The sequence below is a fragment of the Massilia niabensis genome (genome assembly GCF_042655085.1).
GTDB classification, from domain to species: Bacteria; Pseudomonadota; Gammaproteobacteria; order Burkholderiales; family Burkholderiaceae_D; genus Telluria; species Telluria niabensis.
Genome location: NZ_JBHSMU010000015.1, coordinates 363,264 through 383,197 on the forward strand (window position 1 = coordinate 363,264; position 19,934 = coordinate 383,197).

Sequence of the window (19,934 nt, forward strand, 5' to 3'; positions counted from 1 at the left end):
CCCGCGCCGCCGCCCTGGCTGCGCGGAATGCTCAGCGCGCGCCGGCGCCCAGCAGGGCCGGCAGCTGGGCAGGCGCGGCGTCCGCTTCGAGTAGCGCGACCGCCGGGTGCGGCAGGGAAGCGGACGACAGCGCTTCCCGCACCCGCGCCAGCACCGCCTGCGATGTGCACAGCACGGCATCGGCATGTCGCCAGGCCAGGGGTGGGGTGTCCGGGCCGGCCAGCCAGCCCAGCTTCACGCCACGCTCGCGCATGCGCGCATGCAGGGCGGCCTGCTCGGCGTCGGGTGCGCCGCCCCCGCCACCGGTATAGAACAGGTCGGACGGCCCGATGTCGATCGCGGCATCGGGCGCCCCGTCCCGGGCGACTGCCGATTCGGCCAGGTAGCGGCGCGCGTAGCGGTAGTGCCAGCGCCCACCCTGGTTCGAGAGCAGCACCGGTTCGAGCTGCAGGCCGGGGAGGGCAGCGGCCTCCAGTTCCCGCAGGTGGCCGCGCAGGACGCCGGCCAAGACCGGATCGCGTTGCCCCTCGGACTGCGTCTCCAGCATGGCCGAGACATCGAACAGGAACTGGCGCGGCCGCGATGGGTCCGGCATGCCCGCCAGGCAATGGGCGAGCTCGTGCAGGTAAGCCTCCTCGCGCGGCAGCCCGGGGATGTCCATGATGGCGCGCAGCAGGTCGGCGCGGCTGGCCGGGACGTGCACTGCCGGCGCCGGCGCCTGGTGTGCGGCAAGCGCGTCGAGCGCCTTGCGTGCCGTGGCGTCCCACGAAAAGCGTGCCGCCTGGACGCGTCCGTGGGCGCGCAGGCGTTCCTGCAGCGCCGGGCTGTCCAGGACCTGCTCGATCTTGGCCGCGATCGACGCCGGCGAACCGGCATCGAACATGGCTTCCTCGCAGCCGATCACTTCCGGGATGCTGGTGTTGTTGGCGCCGATGACGATGGCGCCGCAGGCCATCGCTTCCAGCGCCGGCAGGCCGAAGCCTTCGTGCTTCGACGGGAAGACGAACAGTGCCGTCGAGCGGTACAGCTCGACCAGTTCCTCATCGCTGACATACCCCGTCAGCACCAGCTCGCCGGGTGCCAGGCCGTGGCGTTGCGCATGCTCGTTCATGACCCGCCGTTCGTGCTCGCCGAGCTTGCTCGCGATGACCAGCTGGTGACGCGCGCGCAGCGGCGCCGGCAGCATGCCGTAGGCGGCGATCAGGCCGTCGATGTTTTTGCGCGCATCGAAACCTCCCGGCGCATACATGATCGTCTCGCGCGTGATCCCGCAGCGCTGGCGCAGCGCCGGCAGGGCCGGCCCCGGCGCGGCGGGACGGAAATTGTCGTCCACGGCGGTCGAGATCGCGACCACCCGCTGCGGGTCGAGCCCGAGCGCGTCGATGGCTTCCTGCCGCGTATAGTCCGAAATTGCCAGCAGCAGGCCGGCCTGGCGCAGCGACGCGATCTTGCCGGCGTAATGCTGGCGCTGCTCGGGAGTGCCCAGGTAGGCATCCGGATTGAGGAAGGGGATCAGGTCGTACAGGACGATGGCGGTGCGCATGGCCGGGGCGAAGCGGCCGGCCGACACCACCGAGTCGTCGATATAGCCTTCGAACAGGCTCGTCACCAGCACGGCGTCCGGCGCCAGTTGCTCGATGAAGTGTTCGCGCAGCATTTCCGCAGCGCGGCAACGGGGTACGTTCGCGGCGTCGATCTCGGCAACCGGGGCCGGGATATCGAATACCCGAATGCGCTCCGGGGGCACCAGCCCGTCGAACACGCGACGCAGGTCGGCGATCGAAGGGGCGAGGGCGCCGTTCAGGGCCAGCCAAATTTCGTGTCCGGCGGCGTTGCGGGCAACGCCCAGGGCCAAGGCCAGTGAGTAGCGCCCGATGCCGCGGAAACGGCTTTCGGACTGGGCGCCTTGCATATCGATGAGAATGCGCATGAATCCAGGATGTGATCGTTCAAGCAGTCGCGGCGCGCAAGGCGCGGCGGGAGTAGGTGATGCGGCAATCGGCGCCGCCGCGATGGCGGTGATGGCAGAGCTAAAATTATAACATCCGGGCCCCGTCCGGCCGCCTTCGCCAGCCGTGCCGGCGCGCCCCGCGCGGACGGCGGCACGGCCCGGCCAGGCGCGCGGACCGTGTTTCCCTGACATCGGGTGCACATGTATAATCGCTTACTGCGCATGCGAACACATTGTTACTCCCGCATCGTGATGGCCGGTTACATCGTTGCCGCGTCCGCCCGCCGGTCCGGCTTGCCCGGCCTGTCCGGCCACGCCGGCACCGTCGTGCCGGCATGTGTCGTCTAACTCGAAAGTGACCCATGTTAGGGATGTTGTCCGGCGCCTGGCGCTACCGCTATTTTATTGTCTCGTCCATTCAAACCGAATTGCGCACCAAGTTCATCCGTAGCCGCCTCGGTGGCCTGTGGATGATCCTCAACCCCCTCGCCCAGGTCCTGATTTTCGCTTTCGTGCTGTCGGCCGTGCTGTCGGCCAAGCTGCAGGGCATCGACAACCGCTACGCCTATGCCATCTACCTGATGTCGGGAACGCTCGGCTGGTCGCTGTTCGCCGAGATCGTCAACCGCTGCCTGACGCTGTTCATCGACAATGGCAACATCCTGAAAAAGCTGGCGTTCCCGAAAATCGCGCTGCCACTGGTGGTGATCGGCAGCGCGCTGGTCAACAACCTGCTGCTGCTGGTGGCGGTCCTCGTCATCTTCGGCGTGCTCGGCCATGTGCCGGGACTGGCGCTGCTCTGGCTGCCGCTGCTGATGGTGGTCGCCATCGTGCTGGGCGTCGGGCTGGGGCTGCTGTTCGGGGTGCTCAACGTCTTCCTGCGTGACATCGGCCAGGTCGTGCCGGTGATGATGCAGTTCCTGTACTGGTTTACGCCGATCGTCTACATGGTGAACATCATTCCCGAGCAATACCGGGCCTGGCTGGTCCTGAACCCCTTGATCCCGCTGGTGACGGCCTACCAGGACGTCTTGCTGTACAACCGCATGCCCGAATGGAGCGGACTGGGCACGACCTTCCTGGTCGGCCTGCTGCTCTCGGCGTTTTCGCTGGTGCTGTTCCGCAAGGCAAGCCCTGAAATGGTGGACCAATTATGAGCGGCGAACTGCAAGTCCTGAACCTGGGCAAATCCTACCGTCAATGGGGCGGCGAACTGCGCCGCATGGCATCCTGGTTCTTCCGCTCGGTCACGCCGCGCGAGGAACACTGGGTGCTGCGCAACGTCAGCTTTGCCGTCAGGCCGGGCGAGGCGGTCGGCATCATCGGCCAGAACGGGGCCGGCAAGAGCACCCTGCTCAAACTCATCACCGGCACCGTGCAGCCGACCGAGGGCCAGGTGCACATGCGCGGCCGGGTGGCCGCGATCCTCGAGCTGGGCATGGGCTTTTCGCCCGACATGACCGGGCGCCAGAATGCCTTCCACTCGGCCGGCCTGATGGGTTACAGCCGCGCCGACATCGAGCGCACGATGCCCGAGATCGAGGCTTTCGCCGAAATCGGCGAGTACTTCGACCAGCCGACACGTACCTATTCGAGCGGTATGCAGATGCGCGTCGCGTTCAGCGTCGCCACCGCGTTCCGGCCCGACCTCCTGATCGTCGACGAGGCGCTGTCGGTCGGCGACAGCTATTTCCAGCACAAGAGTTTCGACCGCATCCGCCAGTTCAAGGAAGACGGCGTGTCGATCATGTTCGTCAGCCACAGCCCGAGCGACATCCGCACCCTGTGCGACCGCGTCATCCTGCTCGACAAGGGGCGGGTACTGCGCGACGGCATGCCGGACGAGATCGTCGATTTCTACAATGCCCTGGTGGCGCAGAAGGAAAACGCGCAATCGACCGTGGAGCAGCGCCGCGCCAGCAACGGCTGGCTGACCACCAGGAGCGGCACTGGCGAAGCCCGCATCGACAGCCTGCGCCTGTTCGACAGCGTCAATGGCGGCGAAGTGGCCGTGGCCCAGGTCGGGCAGCAGCTGCGGCTGCGGCTGGTAGCGACGGTGCACGCGGCCATTCCGCGTCTCGTGCTCGGCTACATGATCCGCGACAAGCAGGGCCACGTCGTGTGGGGCACCAACACCTGGCACACGCGCCAGATCCAGGAGGGCGTGCAGGCCGGCGAGCGCGTGGTCTACGACATGGAATTCACCTGCGACCTCGGTCCGGGATCGTATTCGGTCTCGCCCGCGCTGGTCAGCTGCGACACCCACCTGAGCGACAACTACGAATGGGTCGACAACCTGCTGGTCTTTGACGTCGTCAACGTCAGCCGCGACTTCTTTATCGGATCAACTTCTTTGAATGCCCACTTCGCGGTCACCCGCGAACGTGAGGATGCTACCCAATGAATTTCGTTTCATACGCCCAAAATTTTGAAGACGTGATGCTGTGGCGCGCCCTCAAGCACGTCGAGCGCGGTTTCTACGTCGACGTCGGTGCCCAGCATCCGGTCGTCGACTCGGTCAGCAAGGCCTTTTACGAGCAGGGCTGGCGCGGCGTGCACGTCGAACCGGTGCAGGCCTATGCCGACCTGTTGCGCAAGGACCGTCCCGACGACACCGTGCTCCAGCTGGCGCTGTCCGACAGCGAAGGCATGCTCGACCTGAACGTGATTCCCGACACCGGCCTGAGCACGGCGGTCGACGCCTATGCGGAACGCCACCAGGCCGAGCACGGCTTCGCGCACACCACGGTGAAGGTGCCGATGCTCACCCTGAAGAGCGCCCTGCAGTTCCTGGACGGGAAAGAGGTGCACTGGCTGAAGATCGACGTCGAAGGCCTCGAGGAAAAGGTGTTGCGCGGCTGGGATCCGCAGCGCCTGCGGCCATGGATCATGGTGATCGAGGCCACGGTCCCGACGACGTCCGAAGTCGATTACGAAGCGTGGGAGCCCCTCGTTACGGGGGCCGGCTACCGCTTCGCGTATTTCGACGGCCTGAATCGTTTCTACGTCGCCGACGAGCATCCCGAGCTGATGGACGCTTTTTCCAGCCCGCCGAACGTCTTCGACAACGCGCGGCTGAGCGGCCTGGCCAACTCCGAACTCTGCCGCGAGGTGATCGCGCGCCACCAGGCCGAGCTGGCCCAGGCGAACGCCGACGGCGCACGCATGGCATCGGCCGAGCAGGCGCTCGCCGCCGAGCGTGAACGCAATGGCCGCCTGCAGGCCGAAGTCGATACCCTGCGCGTCCTGCCTTCCCACCTCGAGGGGCTGCAGCGCGAAGCGGCGCGCCTTCACACGCACATCGAATGGATGCAGGGCCAGCAGGATACGGCGCTGCGCGAGACCGACCGCCTGCACGCCCATATCGCATGGATGCAGCGCCAGTCGGACGCTGTCACGCGCGAGCGCGAGCACTACGCCGCCAGCGCGGAGGCGCTGCGCCAGAATGTCGCGGCCCTCCAGGCGAGCACCTCCTGGCAGGTCACTGCCCCGCTGCGCCTCGCCGTCGACCTCGCGCGCCGCGTCAAGCGCGTCCTGCGCAGGCTGGTGGGCGGTGCCCAGCCCGTCCCGATGCCGCAGGCGCAGGCGCCTGCGCAGGCGGCGCAGGCGGCCGCCGCGCACGACGAACAGGTGCTGCGCGAGCTGTCGCCGCGCGCCAACCGGATCCTGGCCGAGATCCACCAGGTCATCAATTCCAAGGCAGACTGATGCGTATTGTGATCGACATGCAGGGGGCGCAAGCCGAGCACCGGTTCGACTTCGCGGGGCGCTGCGCGCTGTCGCTGGCGCGCGCCATCGTGCGCGCACGCGGCCCGCACGAGGTGGTGCTGGCCCTGAATGGCCTGTTCCCGGAAACCATCGAGCCGATTCGCGCGGCCTTCGACGGCCTCCTGGCGCAGGAACAGATCCGCGTCTGGCACACGCCCGGCCCGCTCTCGGCACGCACGCCTGCCAACGATGCGCGCCGCGCGCTGGCCGAATCGGTGCGCGAAGCATTCATGGCCAGCCTGGGCGCCGACGTGGTGCTGGTCACCAGCCTGTTCGAAGGCTATGCCGGCAATGGCGTCACCAGCATCGGCGCCTTCGCGCAGCATCCTCCGGTCGCCGTGCTGGTGCACGACCTGCGCCCCTTGCGCGAACCGGCGCTGCTGCCGGAACCGGGCCGCGCCGCGCATTTCCAGGCCAAGGCCGGCGCGCTCGCGCATGCCGCGCAACTGCTGGCCACCGGCCCGGCCGTCGTGCGCGACGCCGCCGACCTGCTCGGCAAGCAAGCGCTGGACCTGTCAGCCGGGCTCCCCGCCGGTGCGGCGCCGGCGGGCTGGGATCACATGGCACGCTGCGCCGTGGAGGCGCTCGAAGCGCTGCATGCCGGCGTTGCGCCGGACCTTGCGCCGGCGAATCCCGATGCGCTCCTGAAGCGTCTGGTCGCGCGCGTTCCCGAGGCCGTTGGCGCGCAGGAAAAGGATATGGAATTGCGCAGGTGGGCCCATTTGCTGAGCCGTTTCCCCCAGGCGCAGGGCACCCGCCAGCTGCTGGTGGACGTCTCCGAACTGGTCCAGCGCGATGCCCGCACCGGCGTGCAGCGCGTCACGCGCAGCATCCTCAAGGAGCTGCTCGACAATCCTCCGGCTGGCTATGAGGTGCTGCCGGTCTATGTGACCGGCAACAGCGCCGGCTACCGCTATGCGCGCGCGTTCACCGCGCAGTTCCTGGAAGACGCCCCTGGCGACGCCGACGCGCCGATCGATTACCAGGCGGGCGACGTGTTCCTCGGCCTGGACCTGCTGCCGCAGCTGGTGCCGCAGCACCGGCCGTTCCTGGAGGCCATGCACCGCGACGGCGTCAAGGTGGTGTTCGTCGTCTACGACCTGTTGCCGGTCCTGATGCACGAGCAATTCCCGCCGGGGACCGCCGACGGCCATGGCGCCTGGCTGCAGGCCATCTCGGCGTTCGACGGCGCGGTCTGCATTTCGCGCGCGGTGGCGCAAGAGCTGGCTGACTGGCAGCGCGCCCACGCGGCGCCGCGCCTGCGGCCTTTCGAGATCGCCTGGTTCCACCTCGGCGCCGACGTCAGCCGTTCCGTGCCCACGCGCGGCCTGCCCGATGATGCCGCCGGGGTGCTGTCCAGGCTCGAGCGCTGCCCGACGCTGCTGGCCGTCGGCACGATCGAGCCGCGCAAGCAGTACGGGCAGCTCATTGCCGCGTTCGAGCTGTTGTGGGCCCAGGGCATCGAGGCCAACTTGGTCATGGTCGGCAAGCAGGGCTGGATGGTCGACCGGCTGGCGGCGCGCCTGCGCAGCCATCCGGAGGCCGGCAAGCGCCTGTTCTGGCTCGAGGGCATCAGCGACGAGTACCTCGAGAAGGTGTATGCCGCTTCCGACGGCCTGGTCGCCGCCTCGGTGGGCGAGGGCTTCGGCCTGCCCCTGATCGAGGCTGCCCAGCACAAGCTGGCCATCATCGCGCGCGACCTGCCGGTGTTCCGCGAAGTCGGCGGCGACCGCGCCTGGTACTTCAGCGGCATGCAGCCGCAGGATCTCGCCACGGCGATCGCCGACTGGCTGGTACTGCATGCGGCCGGCAACGCGCCTTCGTCGGCCGGCCTGCCGTGGCTGACCTGGGCCGGCAGCGCGCGCCAGCTGATGCAGGTCGTGCTGGGGCAGGAGGGCCGCGCTGCCCAGTTGCTGGCGCCGCCGGCACCCGCCGCGCGCCCGCGCCCGCGCATGCTGATGCTGGCCCCTTACCCGGTGCGCCGGCCGCGCCACGGCGGCCAGTTGCGCGCCGCCGCGATGGTGCGGGTATACGAGGCGGCCGGTTTCGACGTGCATCCGGTCGGCTTTTACCAGGCCGAAGCCTACGAGCCGGCCGACATCGGCCCTTACGACGTCGCCTTCCCGGCCGACAGCCCGTTCCGCCATTACCGCGGGGTGCCGATGCCGGCGCTGTCCGACTTCCTGATGGGGCCATTCTCGGTGGCGTCGGAGCGGGTGTTCCGCCAGGTCGCCGATGCGCTGCCCGGTCCGGTCGACGTGATCCAGATCGAGCAGTCGTGGCTGTACCCGCTGGCGCACTGGCTGCAGCTCGAGTCGCCGCTGTGCCGCGGCGCCTTGCTGGTCAACAGTTCGCACAACATCGAGGCGCCGATGAAGCGCGCCATCCTCGGCCAGCAGTACGAGCCGGCCCTGATCGAACATGCGGTCGCCGACATGTCGGCCATCGAATCCGAACTGGCGCGCGAAGCGGCGCTGTCGCTCGCCGTGACGCGCGAGGACGCCGAAGTCCTGCGCGGATACGGCGCGCCGGGCGTGCTGCATGCCGCCAACGGGATCAGTCCCTGGCAGGCCGACCCGGAGCGCTGCGCCGCGTGGCGCGCGCGCCTGCCGCAGCAGCCCTGGCCCATTTTCATCGCCAGCGCGCACCCGCCGAACTACACCGGCTTCCTCGATGCGGTCGGCGATTCGCTCGCCTGCATTCCCGAGGGATCGAAGCTGGTCATTGCGGGCGGCGCAGGCCCCCATCTGGAGCGCGAACTGGGCAAGTCGCGCTGGCGCGCACTGAATCTGTCGCGGCTGCAGGTGCTGGGCGTGCTCGACGACGCCGACCTGGCCGCCGTCAAGAGCCTGGCGCATGCCTTCCTGCTGCCCATCGGCGGCGGCGGGGGATCGAACATCAAGACGGCCGAAGCCTTGTATTCGGGGCGGCCGGTAATCTGCACCCGCACCGCGATGCGCGGCTTCGAGCGTTTCGCCGGCCTGCCGGAAGTGACGGTCGCCGACACGCCCGAGCAGTTCCAGGCAAGCATCCGCAAGGTGCTCGAGCAGCCGCCGGCCGCGCCTGCGCCGGTGGACGAGCTGCGTGCCAGCCTCACCTGGGACGCCTGCCTGGCCGCGGTGCCGCGCGAAGTCGCAGGCCTGCTGGCGCAACGCGAGGTGGCCCCATGACGATCTGGCTGGACGTGACCACCACGCGCGGCTGGAGCCGCCCGGCGCTGGGCATCGTGCGCGTCGAGGCGGAGACGGCGCGCCAGTTCCTGCAGTCGGGCGACCCGGGCATCCGCTTTTGCCGCTTCGACCTCGATTACGACGCGTACTTCGAAGTAGGGCGGGAAGAACTGACGTTCGCACTGGCACGGCTGGACGCGGGCGGCGAACACCCGGCGCCGGCAGCGGCGCCCGTCGCGGCCCCGGCCGCTATCCCGGCGGCGGCCACGACGGCCCCGCTCCAGTCGCCATGGCGGCGCTGGGCCGCGCGCGGCATTGCCGGCCTGCCGGCTCCGCTGCAGGCGCCGGCGCGCGGCTTTGCCCGCGCGCGCCTCGACGGCCTGCGCGGCGTGCGCGCGGCCGCCCGCGAACTGCGCCGCAGCGCCGGCCTCCTGTGGCACGGATCGCCGCCCGCGGCCGGCGCGCCGGCTGCCGCGCCCGCACCCGCGCCCGCGGTGCTGGTCAAGCCCGACATCCTGTTCGGCCCCGGCGACGTGTATGTCTCGCTCGGGCTGGACTGGGACCAGAAAAACCTGCCCTACCTGTATGAACTGAAGCAGCAACTCGGACTCCGGATCCTGCTGATGTGTTACGACATCATCCCGATCCGCCTGCCGCACCTGTGCGTGGCCGACGTCGCCGCCAAGTTCTCGCGCTACTTCCTCGACGTTGCGCGCTGCGCCGACCGCATCGCCTGCATTTCGGAATACTCGCGCGCCGACCTGCGCAAGTTCCTCGAGGCCTCGAAGGTGCCCGTGCCCGAACTCGGCGTGGTGCGGCTCGGCTGCGAGATCGCCAGCGCCGGCGGGGTGGCGCCGTCGCCCCAGGTTGCCGAGGTGCTGGGACGCCGCTTCATCCTGTTCGTCTCGACCATCGAGCGGCGCAAGAACCACGAGACGCTGTACCGGGCCTACACCAGGCTGGTCGACGCCGGCGTGACCGACCTGCCGCTGCTGGTCTTCGTCGGCATGGCAGGCTGGGGAATGAACGACCTGATGACGGACTTGCGGCTCGACCCGCGCATCCGTCCCTACCTGCGCATCCTCAACCATGTCTCCGATGGCGACCTGGCGCGCCTGTACCAGGACGCGTATTTCACGGCCTACCCGTCGCTCTACGAGGGTTGGGGCCTGCCGGTGGCCGAGAGCCTCGCCTATGGCAAGTTCTGCCTGGCGTCGTCGGCGGCCTCGATCCCGGAAGCGGGGGGCGAGCTGATCGAATACGTCGACCCCTGGGACGTGCCGCGCTGGGCCGAGCGCCTGCGCTGGTATATCGAGCATCCGCAGGAGGTCGCGGCACGCGAGGCGGCGATCCGCGCCAGCTACCGCCCGGCCAGCTGGAAGGACACCGGGACGGCGCTGGTCGAGGCCGCCTATGCGCTGCGGCTGGGCCAGGCGGCCGAAGCCTGAGGCCCGGCGCGGGCTTTCCGCATTGGCATTCGCACCTTATTCAGCAATAATGACGCTCTCTTCGTACAGGCACACCAGCATGATTCCCCAGGACGCAATCGCCGTCGTCATTCCCAGTTACCGCGTGACCCGGCACATCCTTGGTGTGATCGCCGCCATCGGCCCTGAAGTCAGCCGCATCTATGTCGTCGACGACAAATGCCCGGACGGCTCGGGCGCGCTCGTGCGCGCCGACTGCACCGACCCGCGCGTACGCGTGATCGAGCACGTCCAGAACCAGGGCGTGGGCGGCGCCGTCATGACCGGCTACCAGGCCGCGATCGACGAAGGCATGGACGTCATCGTCAAGGTCGACGGCGACGGCCAGATGGACCCGCGGCTCATCCCTCAGTTCGTGGCGCCGATCCTGCGCGGCGAGGCCGACTACGCCAAGGGCAACCGCTTCTTCGACCTCGAGCAGATCGGCGCGATGCCGCCGATGCGCCTGTTCGGCAATGCCGTCCTGTCGCTGATGACCAAGCTGTCGTCCGGCTACTGGGACCTGTTCGACCCGACCAACGGCTACACCGCCATCCATGTGGACGCGGCGCGCCACCTGCCGTTCAACAAGATCAGCCGGCGTTACTTTTTCGAGACGGACATGCTGTTTCGCCTCAACACCTTGCAGGCGGTGGTGGCCGACGTGCCGATGGACGCCAGCTACGGCGACGAAGTGAGCAACCTGAAGATTTCGAAGATCGTGACCGAATTCCTGGTCAAGCATGCCCGTAACTTCGGCAAGCGCATCTTTTACAATTACTACCTGCGCAACATGTCGCTGGCCTCGATCGAGCTGCCGCTCGGCCTGGTCCTGTTCGTCACAGGATCGGTGTATGGCGTGGTCCATTGGATCGAGTCCTCGCGTGCCGGCGTGGAAACGCCGGCCGGGACCGTCATGCTGGCGGCGATGCCCATGCTGATGGGGATGCAGCTGGTGCTCGCCTTCCTGTCGAACGATATCGCCTCGGTGCCGAAGCGGCCGCTGCACAAGAAGACCCGTCCCTGGCGCCGCCCATGCGCCGACTGACGCTGCCCGGGCCACAGTTCCTGGTCTTTGTCGCCGGCGGCGCGCTGAGCGCACTGGTCGACATCGGCCTGCTGCAGCTGCTGGTGTACAACGGGGTCGCGCCCCTGGCGGCGACGTCGGCGGGATTTCTCGCCGGGTTGTGCGTCAACTATGCATTCCATGCGAAAGTCACGTTCAAGAACGTGACCACGGTGCGCACGCTGTCGCGCTTCCTGTGCGTAGTGGGCCTGAATTACCTGCTGACACTGGGCCTGGTCGCCGTGTCGGTCGCGCTCGTCGAGCAGCCTCTCGTGGGCAAGCTGGTGTCGCTGCCGCTGGTGGCGATGAATGGTTTCTTCCTGAGCAAACATTGGATCTTCAAATGATGCGATTCGCGCCCATTGCATTCGACGACACAGCGCTCGGGGGGTACAGCGCCCTGTTCGCCGCCTGTTTCCCCGATTCGGGTAAATTCACGAGGGACTACCTGGCCTGGCTGTATGTGCGCAATCCCGATGGCCGCGCGTTCGGTTTCGATGCCTGGGAGGGCGACGTCCTGGCGGCCCATTACGTGTGCATCCCGGCGCAGGCAAGCATCGGCGGGCAGGTCGTGCGCGTCCTGCTGTCGCTTAACACCGCCACCCATCCCCGATTCCAGGGACAGGGCCTGTTCACGAAGCTGGCCGCGATGACCTACGACGCCGCCGCCGCTGCCGGCTACGCCGGCGTGTACGGGGTGGCGAACGCCAACAGCACACCGGGCTTCGTGCGCAAGCTCGGCTTCCAGCTGGTGCGGCCACTGGAGGCACTGGTCGGTGTCGGCGGCATGGGCGCATCCGCGCGCGCAGCCGGCCTGGCGCCGGCATTCGAGCGCGTGTGGAGCCAGGCGGCGCTCGAATGGCGCTGCGCCAGTCCCTCCAACGCGGTGCTGCGCCGCCGCCAGGGCGCCGCCTGGCAGTTCCATGCGCCGGCGTTCGGTCGCTTGATCCACGCGTACGCCGAACTGTCGCTGCCGCCCACGGTCGAGCTCGCGCCGACCGGTGCGCCCGCCACCCCCTTGCGCCTGTACCTGGGCTTGATGCCGGACGCGGAGCGGCGCGTGCGCAGCTATGTCGACATTCCGAAGCGGCTGCGGCCGTCGCCGCTGAACCTGATCTACCGCTCCCTGTCGGTACCAGGCGTGCAGCTCGACCCGGCGCATATCCGCTTCTCCTTCCTCGACTTCGATGCCTATTGAGCCGCAGCGCGGCGAGCCTGTCGATCTGTTCCTGTTCGCCCACCAGGACGACGAGTTCGGCGTCTTTCACCTGATCGACGAATGCCGGCGGCAGGGGCGCAGGGCGGCCTGCGCTTACCTCACGCGCGGGGTGAATGGGCTGGCCGGCACGCGCAACGCGGAGTCGCTGCGCGTATTGGGCAAACTTGGCGTGGATGCATCCGATGTCGTTTTCGCAGGCGACCTGCTGGCCATCGACGACGCCCACCTGCCTCTGTCGCTCGACGCCGCCGGGGCCTGGATCGGCGAATGGATCGGCTCCTTCGACACGGTCGGGCGGATCCACGTGACGGCATGGGAGGGCGGGCATCACGACCACGACGCCCTGCATGCGCTGACGCTGCACGCCGCGCGCCGGCTTGCCCTGCTGCCGAAAGTGCGCCAGTTCGCCCTGTATAACCACAAGGGGTGTCCCGGACCGCTGTTCAGGGTGCTGTCGCCGCTGGCGGCCAACGGCCCGGTGGAGTTGCAGCCGGTCCGCTGGGCGAAGCGCCTGCACTACCTGCGCCTGTGCCTGGCCTATCCGTCGCAGCGCACGACCTGGATCGGCCTGTTTCCTTTCGTGCTGCTGCACTACCTGCTCGACGGCAGGCAGGCATTGCAGGCCGTCAGCATGGAGCGCCTGGATCAGCGGCCGCATCCGGGCACCCTGTATTACGAACAGCGCGGCTTTTTCGAATGGGAGCGCATGCGCGACACGCTGCTGCGCTGGCAGGGGCGCTAGCCGGGGCGTCCCGGTGTTATTCCCCGCCGCCCGCCAGCAGGGCGGCCAGGCGCCCACCGGCGCCGCCGGCAGGGTCCTCGGCGCCAAGGCGGCAGGCCCGCACCCCGCGCGCCAGCCATTTCCCGGGCGCGGCGGGCGCGGCGCCATCGCCAAGCGCGAGCAGCACGTCCCCCGGCTTGGCGTCCACGACTGCGTCTTCGATCTGCAGGTCCGCACGGCCGACCAGGTCGAGCGTGTAGCGGCGTGCGTAGCGGTAGCGGGTGCCGTCGTGCCGGATCGGCTCGATGCGCCAGCCATCGGGCGCCTGCCTGATCATGGCCTTGAGCCGCGCCGCTTCGGGCGAAGCGCTGTCGGAGGCAAAGGCGCCGACATCGACCAGTACCTGGCGCGCAGCGCTGCGCGGGCGGTTGGCGGCAATCGCCGCCGCCGTCTGCAGCAGGTCTGGATCGGGCACGTCGGCACCCAGCGCGGCAACCGACGCGAGCAGGCCGCGCTCGGCCGCGCCGATGCCGTCGCGCGCGAACTGCCCGACCGCATCGCGGTACAGCGCGGCGATGCGTGCCGGAGCGTGCGTTGCTTCCATGTAGGCGGAGGCTTCGCTGCCGAGGCGCGCGCGCAGCGCGGCGTCGCCGTGCATCCGTTCGATGGCGGCGCGCAGCGCGTCCTGGCTGAAGGCGTCCTCGAGGCGCAGGCAGGCATGTTCCGGCACTTCGGCGGCCGAGCCGTGGGCGTTGACGATGACGGGCAGTCCGTACGACAGGCAGTCCAGCACCGCCCCCGAGGTTTCGCCGCGCGAGCCGGCGCGCAGCTGCACCGCGGCGTCGGCGGCGGCCAGGTAGCGCCGGTACAGCGCCGTGCTGGCATACCCCGTGACCTTGATGCGCGGATGCGCCGCGATGCGGTCGCGCAGCGCGAGGCCGAAGCGGCCCGCGGCGATTTCGCCCACGAACACCAGGTGGCAATGCGGATCGCGCGCGAGGGTGCTGTCGATCCAGGCCTCGACCAGCCGGTCGTTGCACTTGGGCGCCGACAGGATACCGAACGAGCAGACGACAAAGTCGCCGGCGCCGAAGCCCAGTTCCGCGCGCACCTGCGCCCGGTCTGCCGTGTCCGCCCCGGGGCGCAGGCACACCAGCGGCAGCACGCGCCAGCCGGCGGCGAACCCGGGGCCGTACCAGCGGTTCGCCAGGTCGACCGCGTGGTGGGAGTGGACGATCACCCCAAGGGCGCGGTCGAGCACCTGCTTGTTCGACGGGTAGGTCAGGCAGGAAGTGGTGCGATCCTGTTCCTTTTCCTCGACCAGCGCGCCGTAGCCGTGCGCCAGGTACAGCGAGCGGCAATAATGGTTGGGCAGGGGATGCTCTGCTTCGGCATGGTTGATGACGCCGCTCAGGAAAAAATCGTGCAGCACCACCACGCCCGGATGGCGTTCCAGCAGGCCGAACATGTGCGTGTGGAATTCCGAATTGCCGAACTGGTAGACGATGTGGTCGAACGTGTGCGCGTTGGCGTCGAACCATTCGCTCGAATGCTGCGGGAAACGGTCCTGCAGGGCGGGATCGTCGACGCCCTCCTGTGCGAGCACCAGTTCGATGTCGTAGTGCTGCGCCAGTTCCGGCAGCAGGTCGGCGCTGTAGGCGGCGATGCCCGAGCGCGTCGGCGGCAGCGGCGAGACGTAGGCCAGGCGCGGCTTGCGCACCGGGGCGGCGGCAACAGCCACGCTCGCGCTGTGCGACGCGGCGCGGCGCTGGTGCTTTTCTTCGAATGCCGCGATGGCGCGCCGGGCGCTGGCGTCCCACGAGAAACGCTTTGCCTGCTCCAACCCATGGGCGCGCAGCTCGGCCTGGCGCGCCGGATCGAGCAGCACCTGCGCCATGGCCGTGCTGATGGCGGCGATGCTGGTCGGGTCGAACATGGCATCAAGCCGTCCGATCACTTCCGGGATGCTGCTGGTGTTCGAGCCGATGGTCGGGGCACCGCAGGCCATCGCCTCGAGCGCGGGCAGGCCGAAGCCTTCGTGCAGCGAAGGGAACACGAAGAGCGAAGTACTGTTGTACAGCGAAACGAGGTCGTCGTCGGACACGAAGCCGGTCAGCACCAGGTCGTCCTTCGACAGGTTGAACTTTGCCGCCAGGCGCTCGAGGCGGAAGCGGTCGGGATCCTGGATGCTGCAGACCACGGCCAGCTGGTACTGCCCGCGCAGCGGCGCCGGCAGCTTCGCGTAGGCTTCGATCAGGCCTTCGATGTTCTTCCGGTAGTCGATGCCGCCGGTGTACATGATGAAGTCGCGCTTGATGCCGTGGCGCGCCAGCAGTGCGGCGCGCTCGTCCGGCGCCAGCGCGCGCGGGCGGAAGATGGCGTCCACGGCCGACGAGATGTTCACCACGCGCTCCGCCGGCAGCCCCAGCAGTTCGATGCCTTCCTCGCGCGCCGATCCGGAAATGGCCAGCAGCAGGTCGGCCTGTTTCAGCTGTTCCAGCTTGCGGTAGTACCAGGACGCCACGTTCGGGTCGCCCAAGTAGCGTTCCTTGCGCATCAGCGGAATCAGGTCGTACAGCGTCACGGCAGTGTCGAACCGGCCGCCGGGCGGCACGGAGACCGCCACGTTGTCGCCCAGGCCTTCGAACAGGCTGGCGACATGGACGATGTCGGGCCGCAGGCTGGCCAGGTAGTGTTCCCGGATCCGTTCGGCCGCGCGCACGCGCCAGGCGTTGCGCGCATCGACTTCGCCGGCCGGCACCGGCGTGACGAAGGTTGAGATATGCGACTGCGGGATCAGGCTGTCGAATGCCTTGCGGATGGCGGCGACGCTGTCCGGATAGTCTTCGTTGAGGACGATGCGCAGCTCATGCCCGGCGCTGTTGCGCGCCATCGCCAGCGCCAGCGCCATCGAATAGCGGCCAATACCGCGGTGCATGCTGGAAGCCTGGCAGGCCTGCAGGTCGAGGAGGATGCGCATGGGAGAGCTTTACGGTGTACGGGTGTGGTCGATGGCGCGGCGCAGGTCCTGCAGCACCTGGCGCGCGCTGTCGGTCAGCTCGGCTTCGTCGGAGAGCAGGACGGGCAGGGTCTGCCAGTCGGCCCGGCGCGAGTGCGCGACGGCTGCGCGCACCCGGCCGGCGAGTCCGGGGAAACGGTAGATCTGGCGGCGCAGGAAATCGTCCAGGCGCGGGCGCGCCACGATGAAGGCAACCACCCGCAATGCGGCCTTCTTGACGGCCTGGCGCGCCAGGGAAGGGCCGCGCGCCATGCTCAGGCTTGTGCCGGCTGGTCCGCGCAGTGCGGGCACGACACGCCGTACACGTACTGCGGCGAGAGCTGCTCGCGCGGGGTGACGACGGCGCGGCAGGCGAAGCACTGGGTGGTGACGGTTGGTTCGAGCTTCGGGTTGAGCGCGGTACGGTAGTCGAACACGAAGCAGTCGCCATGGTAGTGGGCGCCGCCGACGTCCTCGAAATACTTCAGGATGCCGCCCTCGAGCTGGTAGACGTTGTCGTAGCCGATGTTCTGCATGTGGATCGCCGCTTTTTCGCAGCGGATGCCGCCGGTGCAGAAGGTGACCACGGTCTTGCCGGCGAAATCGTCCTTGTGCGCGGCGATCACTTCCGGGAACTCGGTGAACTTGGCGATGCGGTAGTCGACCGTGTTATCGAAAGTGCCGACGTCGACCTCGAAATCGTTGCGGGTGTCGACCATCACGACCGGCTTGCCGGCGTCGTCATGGCCCTGGTCGAGCCAGCGCTTGAGCGTGGTCGGATCCACCGAGGGCGCGCGGCCCAGTTCCGGTTTGATCAGCGGCATGCGCATGGTGATGATCTCGCTCTTGATCTTCACCAGCATGCGCTTGTGCGACTGCTCTTCCGAGTAGCTGTACTTGACTTCGATGTCGGCGAAGCGCGGGTCAGCCCGCAGCCAGTCAAGATAGGCATCGATGTCGGCCGGGAGGCCCGACAGGAACATGTTGATGCCTTCGGGCGTGAGCAGGATCGTGCCCTTCAGGTTCAGTTCCGCGCACAGCGCCTGGAACCGGGGGCGCATCTCCTCGGTGTCCTCGAAGGTGATGAACTTGTAGGCGGCGATGTTGACGTAGCGCCCGCTGTCTGCCTGGGTGCCGGCGACAGGCGTTGCGCCCGCCTCGTGATTGGTGGTGGTTTGCATGATTGCCAAGTAGCTCAATTCTGGTCAACCGCTATTATAAGCCGTCGGACTCGTGCGGCGCCGCTGCCCACTGCGCCCTGAGCGCTGCCAACTGCGTTGCCAACTGTTGCGCAATCGCCTCCGAGGTGCAGAGCAGGCGGTCGGCGCCGGCCGCCGCGCGCGGGGCGCCGCCGCCCGGCAGGCTGCGCACCAGCAGGTTGACGCGCACGCCGCGCGCCTGCCAGGCCGCCAGCAGGCCGCTGTCGAAGGCCCGGGCGACGGCCGGCGCGGCGGCGTCGGGTGCATAAAAGATGTCGCCGGCGTGGACGTCGACGACCGGCTCGGCCTGTATTGGCCAACCCAGGCCCAGCAGGCGCCCGGCCGCATTGCGCGCCTGGCGCAGGCAGGGCGCGCTGCCTGCGGTGTCGAGCGAAGTGTCGAGCCATACCGGTTCCACGCGCAGGTCGGGACCCGCCTGGGCGAGCAGTTCGGTCAGCTGGCCGGCGGCGGCTGCATCCGGCGTGCCAGCTTGGGCCCAGTCGCTGACGTCGACCAGCAGCTGGCGCCGCGCGGGGCGTTCGCCCGCGGCCAGGCTTGCGGCGAGGCGGCGCAGGTCCTGTTCGCCCGCCGGGGCGGCCTGGGCCAGCGCCGCGCGCCAGGCAGCGTGCTGCGCCGCGGTGCCGGCGCGGGCGCGCGCGAGCGTTTCCAGGTACAGCGCGGCGCAGCGGGCCGGGCGGAACCGGGCGTCGAGCAGCGCGACCGCACCCTGGCCGAGCGCTGCGCACCGCGCCGGATCGCGGTGCAGGGTCTCGAGGGCGGCGGACAACTCCTTGATCTCGAAGGCGTCGGGCAGGCGCCAGACCGCCTCAGGCGGGAATTCCGCCATCGAGCCGTTGGCGTTGACGATGGTCGGCAGGCCGTAGTTCATGCAGTCGAGCACCGCGCCCGAGCTTTCGCCATGCGCATTCGTGCGCAGCTGCACCCCGGCGTCGGCCGCCTGCAGGTACTGGCGGTAGACGGCGTCCTCGTTCCAGCCGGCGATGCGGATGTTGGCCCCCGCACCAGTACCAGCAGCGGCGCCGCGGATCAGCGCCTCGACTTCCACGCCATAGGGACTGTCGTGGTTGGCGCCGACCAGCACCAGCATGCAGGCGGGATTCCCATGCAGGGACGAGCCGATCCAGGCGCGCAGCAGTTCGTGGGTCAGCTTGTTGGGCGCGACGAAACCGAAACTGCAGACGAGGAAGCAGTCATCGGCAATGCCGAGCGCCGAGCGTGCCGCGATGCGCGCCGCGGCGCGGTCGGTGGCAGGGGGCGGGGTGCGCGGGTGCGGGATGACGTCGATGCCGTTCGCGGCACCCGGGCCGAACCAGTCGCTTGCCAGCTGGCGCGCATGGCGCGAGTGGACGATGGTGCGGGTCGCGCCTTCCAGTACGGGCAGGCTGCAGGGCCAGTCCTTGTGCGCCTGGGCGCGCCCCACCGGCGTTTCGCTGGCATGCACGGCCCGGTAGCCATGCGAATGCAACAGGGCCTCGCCCCAGGCGCGTGGATCGGCACCGCTCATCTGGGCGTGCACCAGCGCGCCGCCGAGGAAAAAGTCGTGCAGCACCACAACACCAGGAAAGCGCGCCAAAAGGGAGAACATGTGGCTGTGGAAGGGACTGTTGCCGAACTGGTAAAGCACCTGGTCGTAGCCGGCACCGTGTTCGGCGAACCAGTCCGCCTGGCGCACCGGCAGGTGGCCCAGCGCCGGGGGCAGGATCACTTCCGGCAGGGCCACTCCTGGCTGGGCGACAATGAGCTCGATCTCGAACTGGCCCGACAGCTCGGCCAGCAGTTCGACGGCATAGGTGGCCACGCCCGTGCGCTGCGGCGGCAGCGGCGAGACGAAGGCCAGGCGGGGACGGGCGGCAACATCGCGCGGTGGCGTTTCCTGCATCCTGCGCAAGGTGCGCAGGATGGCGTTCGCGCGCGGCGACAGGCCATCGATCTCGTCAGCCTGCGTGCCCGCCTTCCCCCAACCTTCGGCCGCCGGGGCGGCGCTGCCGGAGGCCATCATCGCCTGATAGGCGCGTGCGTACAGGGCCGGGGAGCGCTTGAGGATGCGCAGCGCCAGCTGGCGTACCTGCGGCCGGCGCAGGACGGCGCGGGCCGCGAATTTGAAAAGCGGCATCAGTGGCGCGCCAAGGCGGCGCAGTTTGCGTGGGCGGGGCGTAGCCGGCGCCGGCGCAAGGCCGGCCGCGGCGGGCGGCAGGACGGCGACGGCGCACTCGCCAGGAGCGGGTTCCGCCAGCAGCAGCTCGAGCAGGGGTGCAGGCGTGGTGGGGCGGGAAGCGGTCATCGTCCCATTATAAGATGAGGCAGGCCGGCGTTGCCCTGCAGGGGGCTGTTGCCTTGTTGTAACTGCACCCGCCG

At 68.9% G+C, this 19,934-nt stretch carries 14 protein-coding genes; 9 read left to right on the forward strand and 5 right to left on the reverse strand.

The window, feature by feature from the left end; genetic code table 11:
• Positions 1–31 precede the first annotated feature (31 nt).
• The gene (locus ACFPN5_RS16130; protein ID WP_379784779.1) at positions 32–1,930 is read right to left on the reverse strand and encodes a glycosyltransferase family 4 protein; all 1,899 of its coding nucleotides are present in this window, start codon (positions 1,928–1,930) and stop codon (positions 32–34) included.
• Between the two features lie 383 nt (positions 1,931–2,313).
• Between ACFPN5_RS16130 and ACFPN5_RS16135 the strand changes: the two genes are divergently transcribed.
• The 9 genes from ACFPN5_RS16135 (at position 2,314) to ACFPN5_RS16175 (ending at position 13,382) form a co-directional block, all read left to right on the forward strand.
• The gene (locus ACFPN5_RS16135) at positions 2,314–3,108 is read left to right on the forward strand and encodes an ABC transporter permease (protein ID WP_379784780.1); all 795 of its coding nucleotides are present in this window, start codon (positions 2,314–2,316) and stop codon (positions 3,106–3,108) included.
• Complete coding sequence (locus ACFPN5_RS16140) at positions 3,105–4,355, forward strand: ABC transporter ATP-binding protein (protein ID WP_379784781.1); 1,251 nt, start codon at positions 3,105–3,107, stop codon at positions 4,353–4,355. The genes ACFPN5_RS16135 and ACFPN5_RS16140 overlap by 4 nt, the downstream gene beginning before the upstream one ends.
• Entirely contained in the window at positions 4,352–5,659 is a 1,308-nt protein-coding gene (locus ACFPN5_RS16145; protein ID WP_379784782.1) for an FkbM family methyltransferase, read from the forward strand. The genes ACFPN5_RS16140 and ACFPN5_RS16145 overlap by 4 nt, the downstream gene beginning before the upstream one ends.
• Entirely contained in the window at positions 5,659–8,889 is a 3,231-nt protein-coding gene (locus tag ACFPN5_RS16150) for a glycosyltransferase (RefSeq protein ID WP_379784783.1), read from the forward strand. The genes ACFPN5_RS16145 and ACFPN5_RS16150 overlap by 1 nt, the downstream gene beginning before the upstream one ends.
• Positions 8,886–10,337, forward strand: coding sequence for a glycosyltransferase family 4 protein (locus ACFPN5_RS16155; RefSeq protein WP_379784784.1), 1,452 nt, complete (start codon positions 8,886–8,888; stop codon positions 10,335–10,337). The genes ACFPN5_RS16150 and ACFPN5_RS16155 overlap by 4 nt, the downstream gene beginning before the upstream one ends.
• A gap of 79 nt (positions 10,338–10,416) precedes the next feature.
• A complete protein-coding gene (locus ACFPN5_RS16160) occupies positions 10,417–11,403 on the forward strand; it encodes a glycosyltransferase family 2 protein (RefSeq protein ID WP_379784785.1) in 987 nt (328 codons plus the stop codon).
• Positions 11,391–11,768 (forward strand): GtrA family protein, encoded by a 378-nt coding sequence (locus ACFPN5_RS16165; protein ID WP_379784786.1) that lies wholly within the window; start codon positions 11,391–11,393, stop codon positions 11,766–11,768. Before ACFPN5_RS16160 ends, ACFPN5_RS16165 begins: the two co-directional genes overlap by 13 nt.
• On the forward strand, positions 11,765–12,619 hold the full coding sequence (locus ACFPN5_RS16170; RefSeq protein ID WP_379784787.1) for a GNAT family N-acetyltransferase: 855 nt from the start codon (positions 11,765–11,767) through the stop codon (positions 12,617–12,619). Before ACFPN5_RS16165 ends, ACFPN5_RS16170 begins: the two co-directional genes overlap by 4 nt.
• Entirely contained in the window at positions 12,609–13,382 is a 774-nt protein-coding gene (locus tag ACFPN5_RS16175; protein ID WP_379784788.1) for a PIG-L deacetylase family protein, read from the forward strand. The genes ACFPN5_RS16170 and ACFPN5_RS16175 overlap by 11 nt, the downstream gene beginning before the upstream one ends.
• A 16-nt stretch (positions 13,383–13,398) precedes the next feature.
• Here ACFPN5_RS16175 and ACFPN5_RS16180 read toward each other — a convergent pair whose 3' ends face one another.
• Genes ACFPN5_RS16180 through ACFPN5_RS16195 form a run of 4 tightly spaced genes read right to left on the reverse strand, consistent with a single transcriptional unit; the run spans position 13,399 to position 19,860 of the window.
• Positions 13,399–16,341, reverse strand: coding sequence for a glycosyltransferase (locus ACFPN5_RS16180; RefSeq protein ID WP_379784789.1), 2,943 nt, complete (start codon positions 16,339–16,341; stop codon positions 13,399–13,401).
• Positions 16,342–16,350: 9 nt separating this feature from the next.
• Positions 16,351–16,632, reverse strand: coding sequence for a hypothetical protein (locus tag ACFPN5_RS16185; RefSeq protein ID WP_379784790.1), 282 nt, complete (start codon positions 16,630–16,632; stop codon positions 16,351–16,353).
• A 2-nt stretch (positions 16,633–16,634) separates the two neighbouring features.
• Positions 16,635–17,540 (reverse strand): sulfurtransferase, encoded by a 906-nt coding sequence (locus ACFPN5_RS16190; protein WP_379784791.1) that lies wholly within the window; start codon positions 17,538–17,540, stop codon positions 16,635–16,637.
• 34 nt (positions 17,541–17,574) lie between these two features.
• Complete coding sequence (locus ACFPN5_RS16195; protein ID WP_379784792.1) at positions 17,575–19,860, reverse strand: glycosyltransferase family 4 protein; 2,286 nt, start codon at positions 19,858–19,860, stop codon at positions 17,575–17,577.
• Between the last annotated feature and the right edge of the window lie 74 nt (positions 19,861–19,934).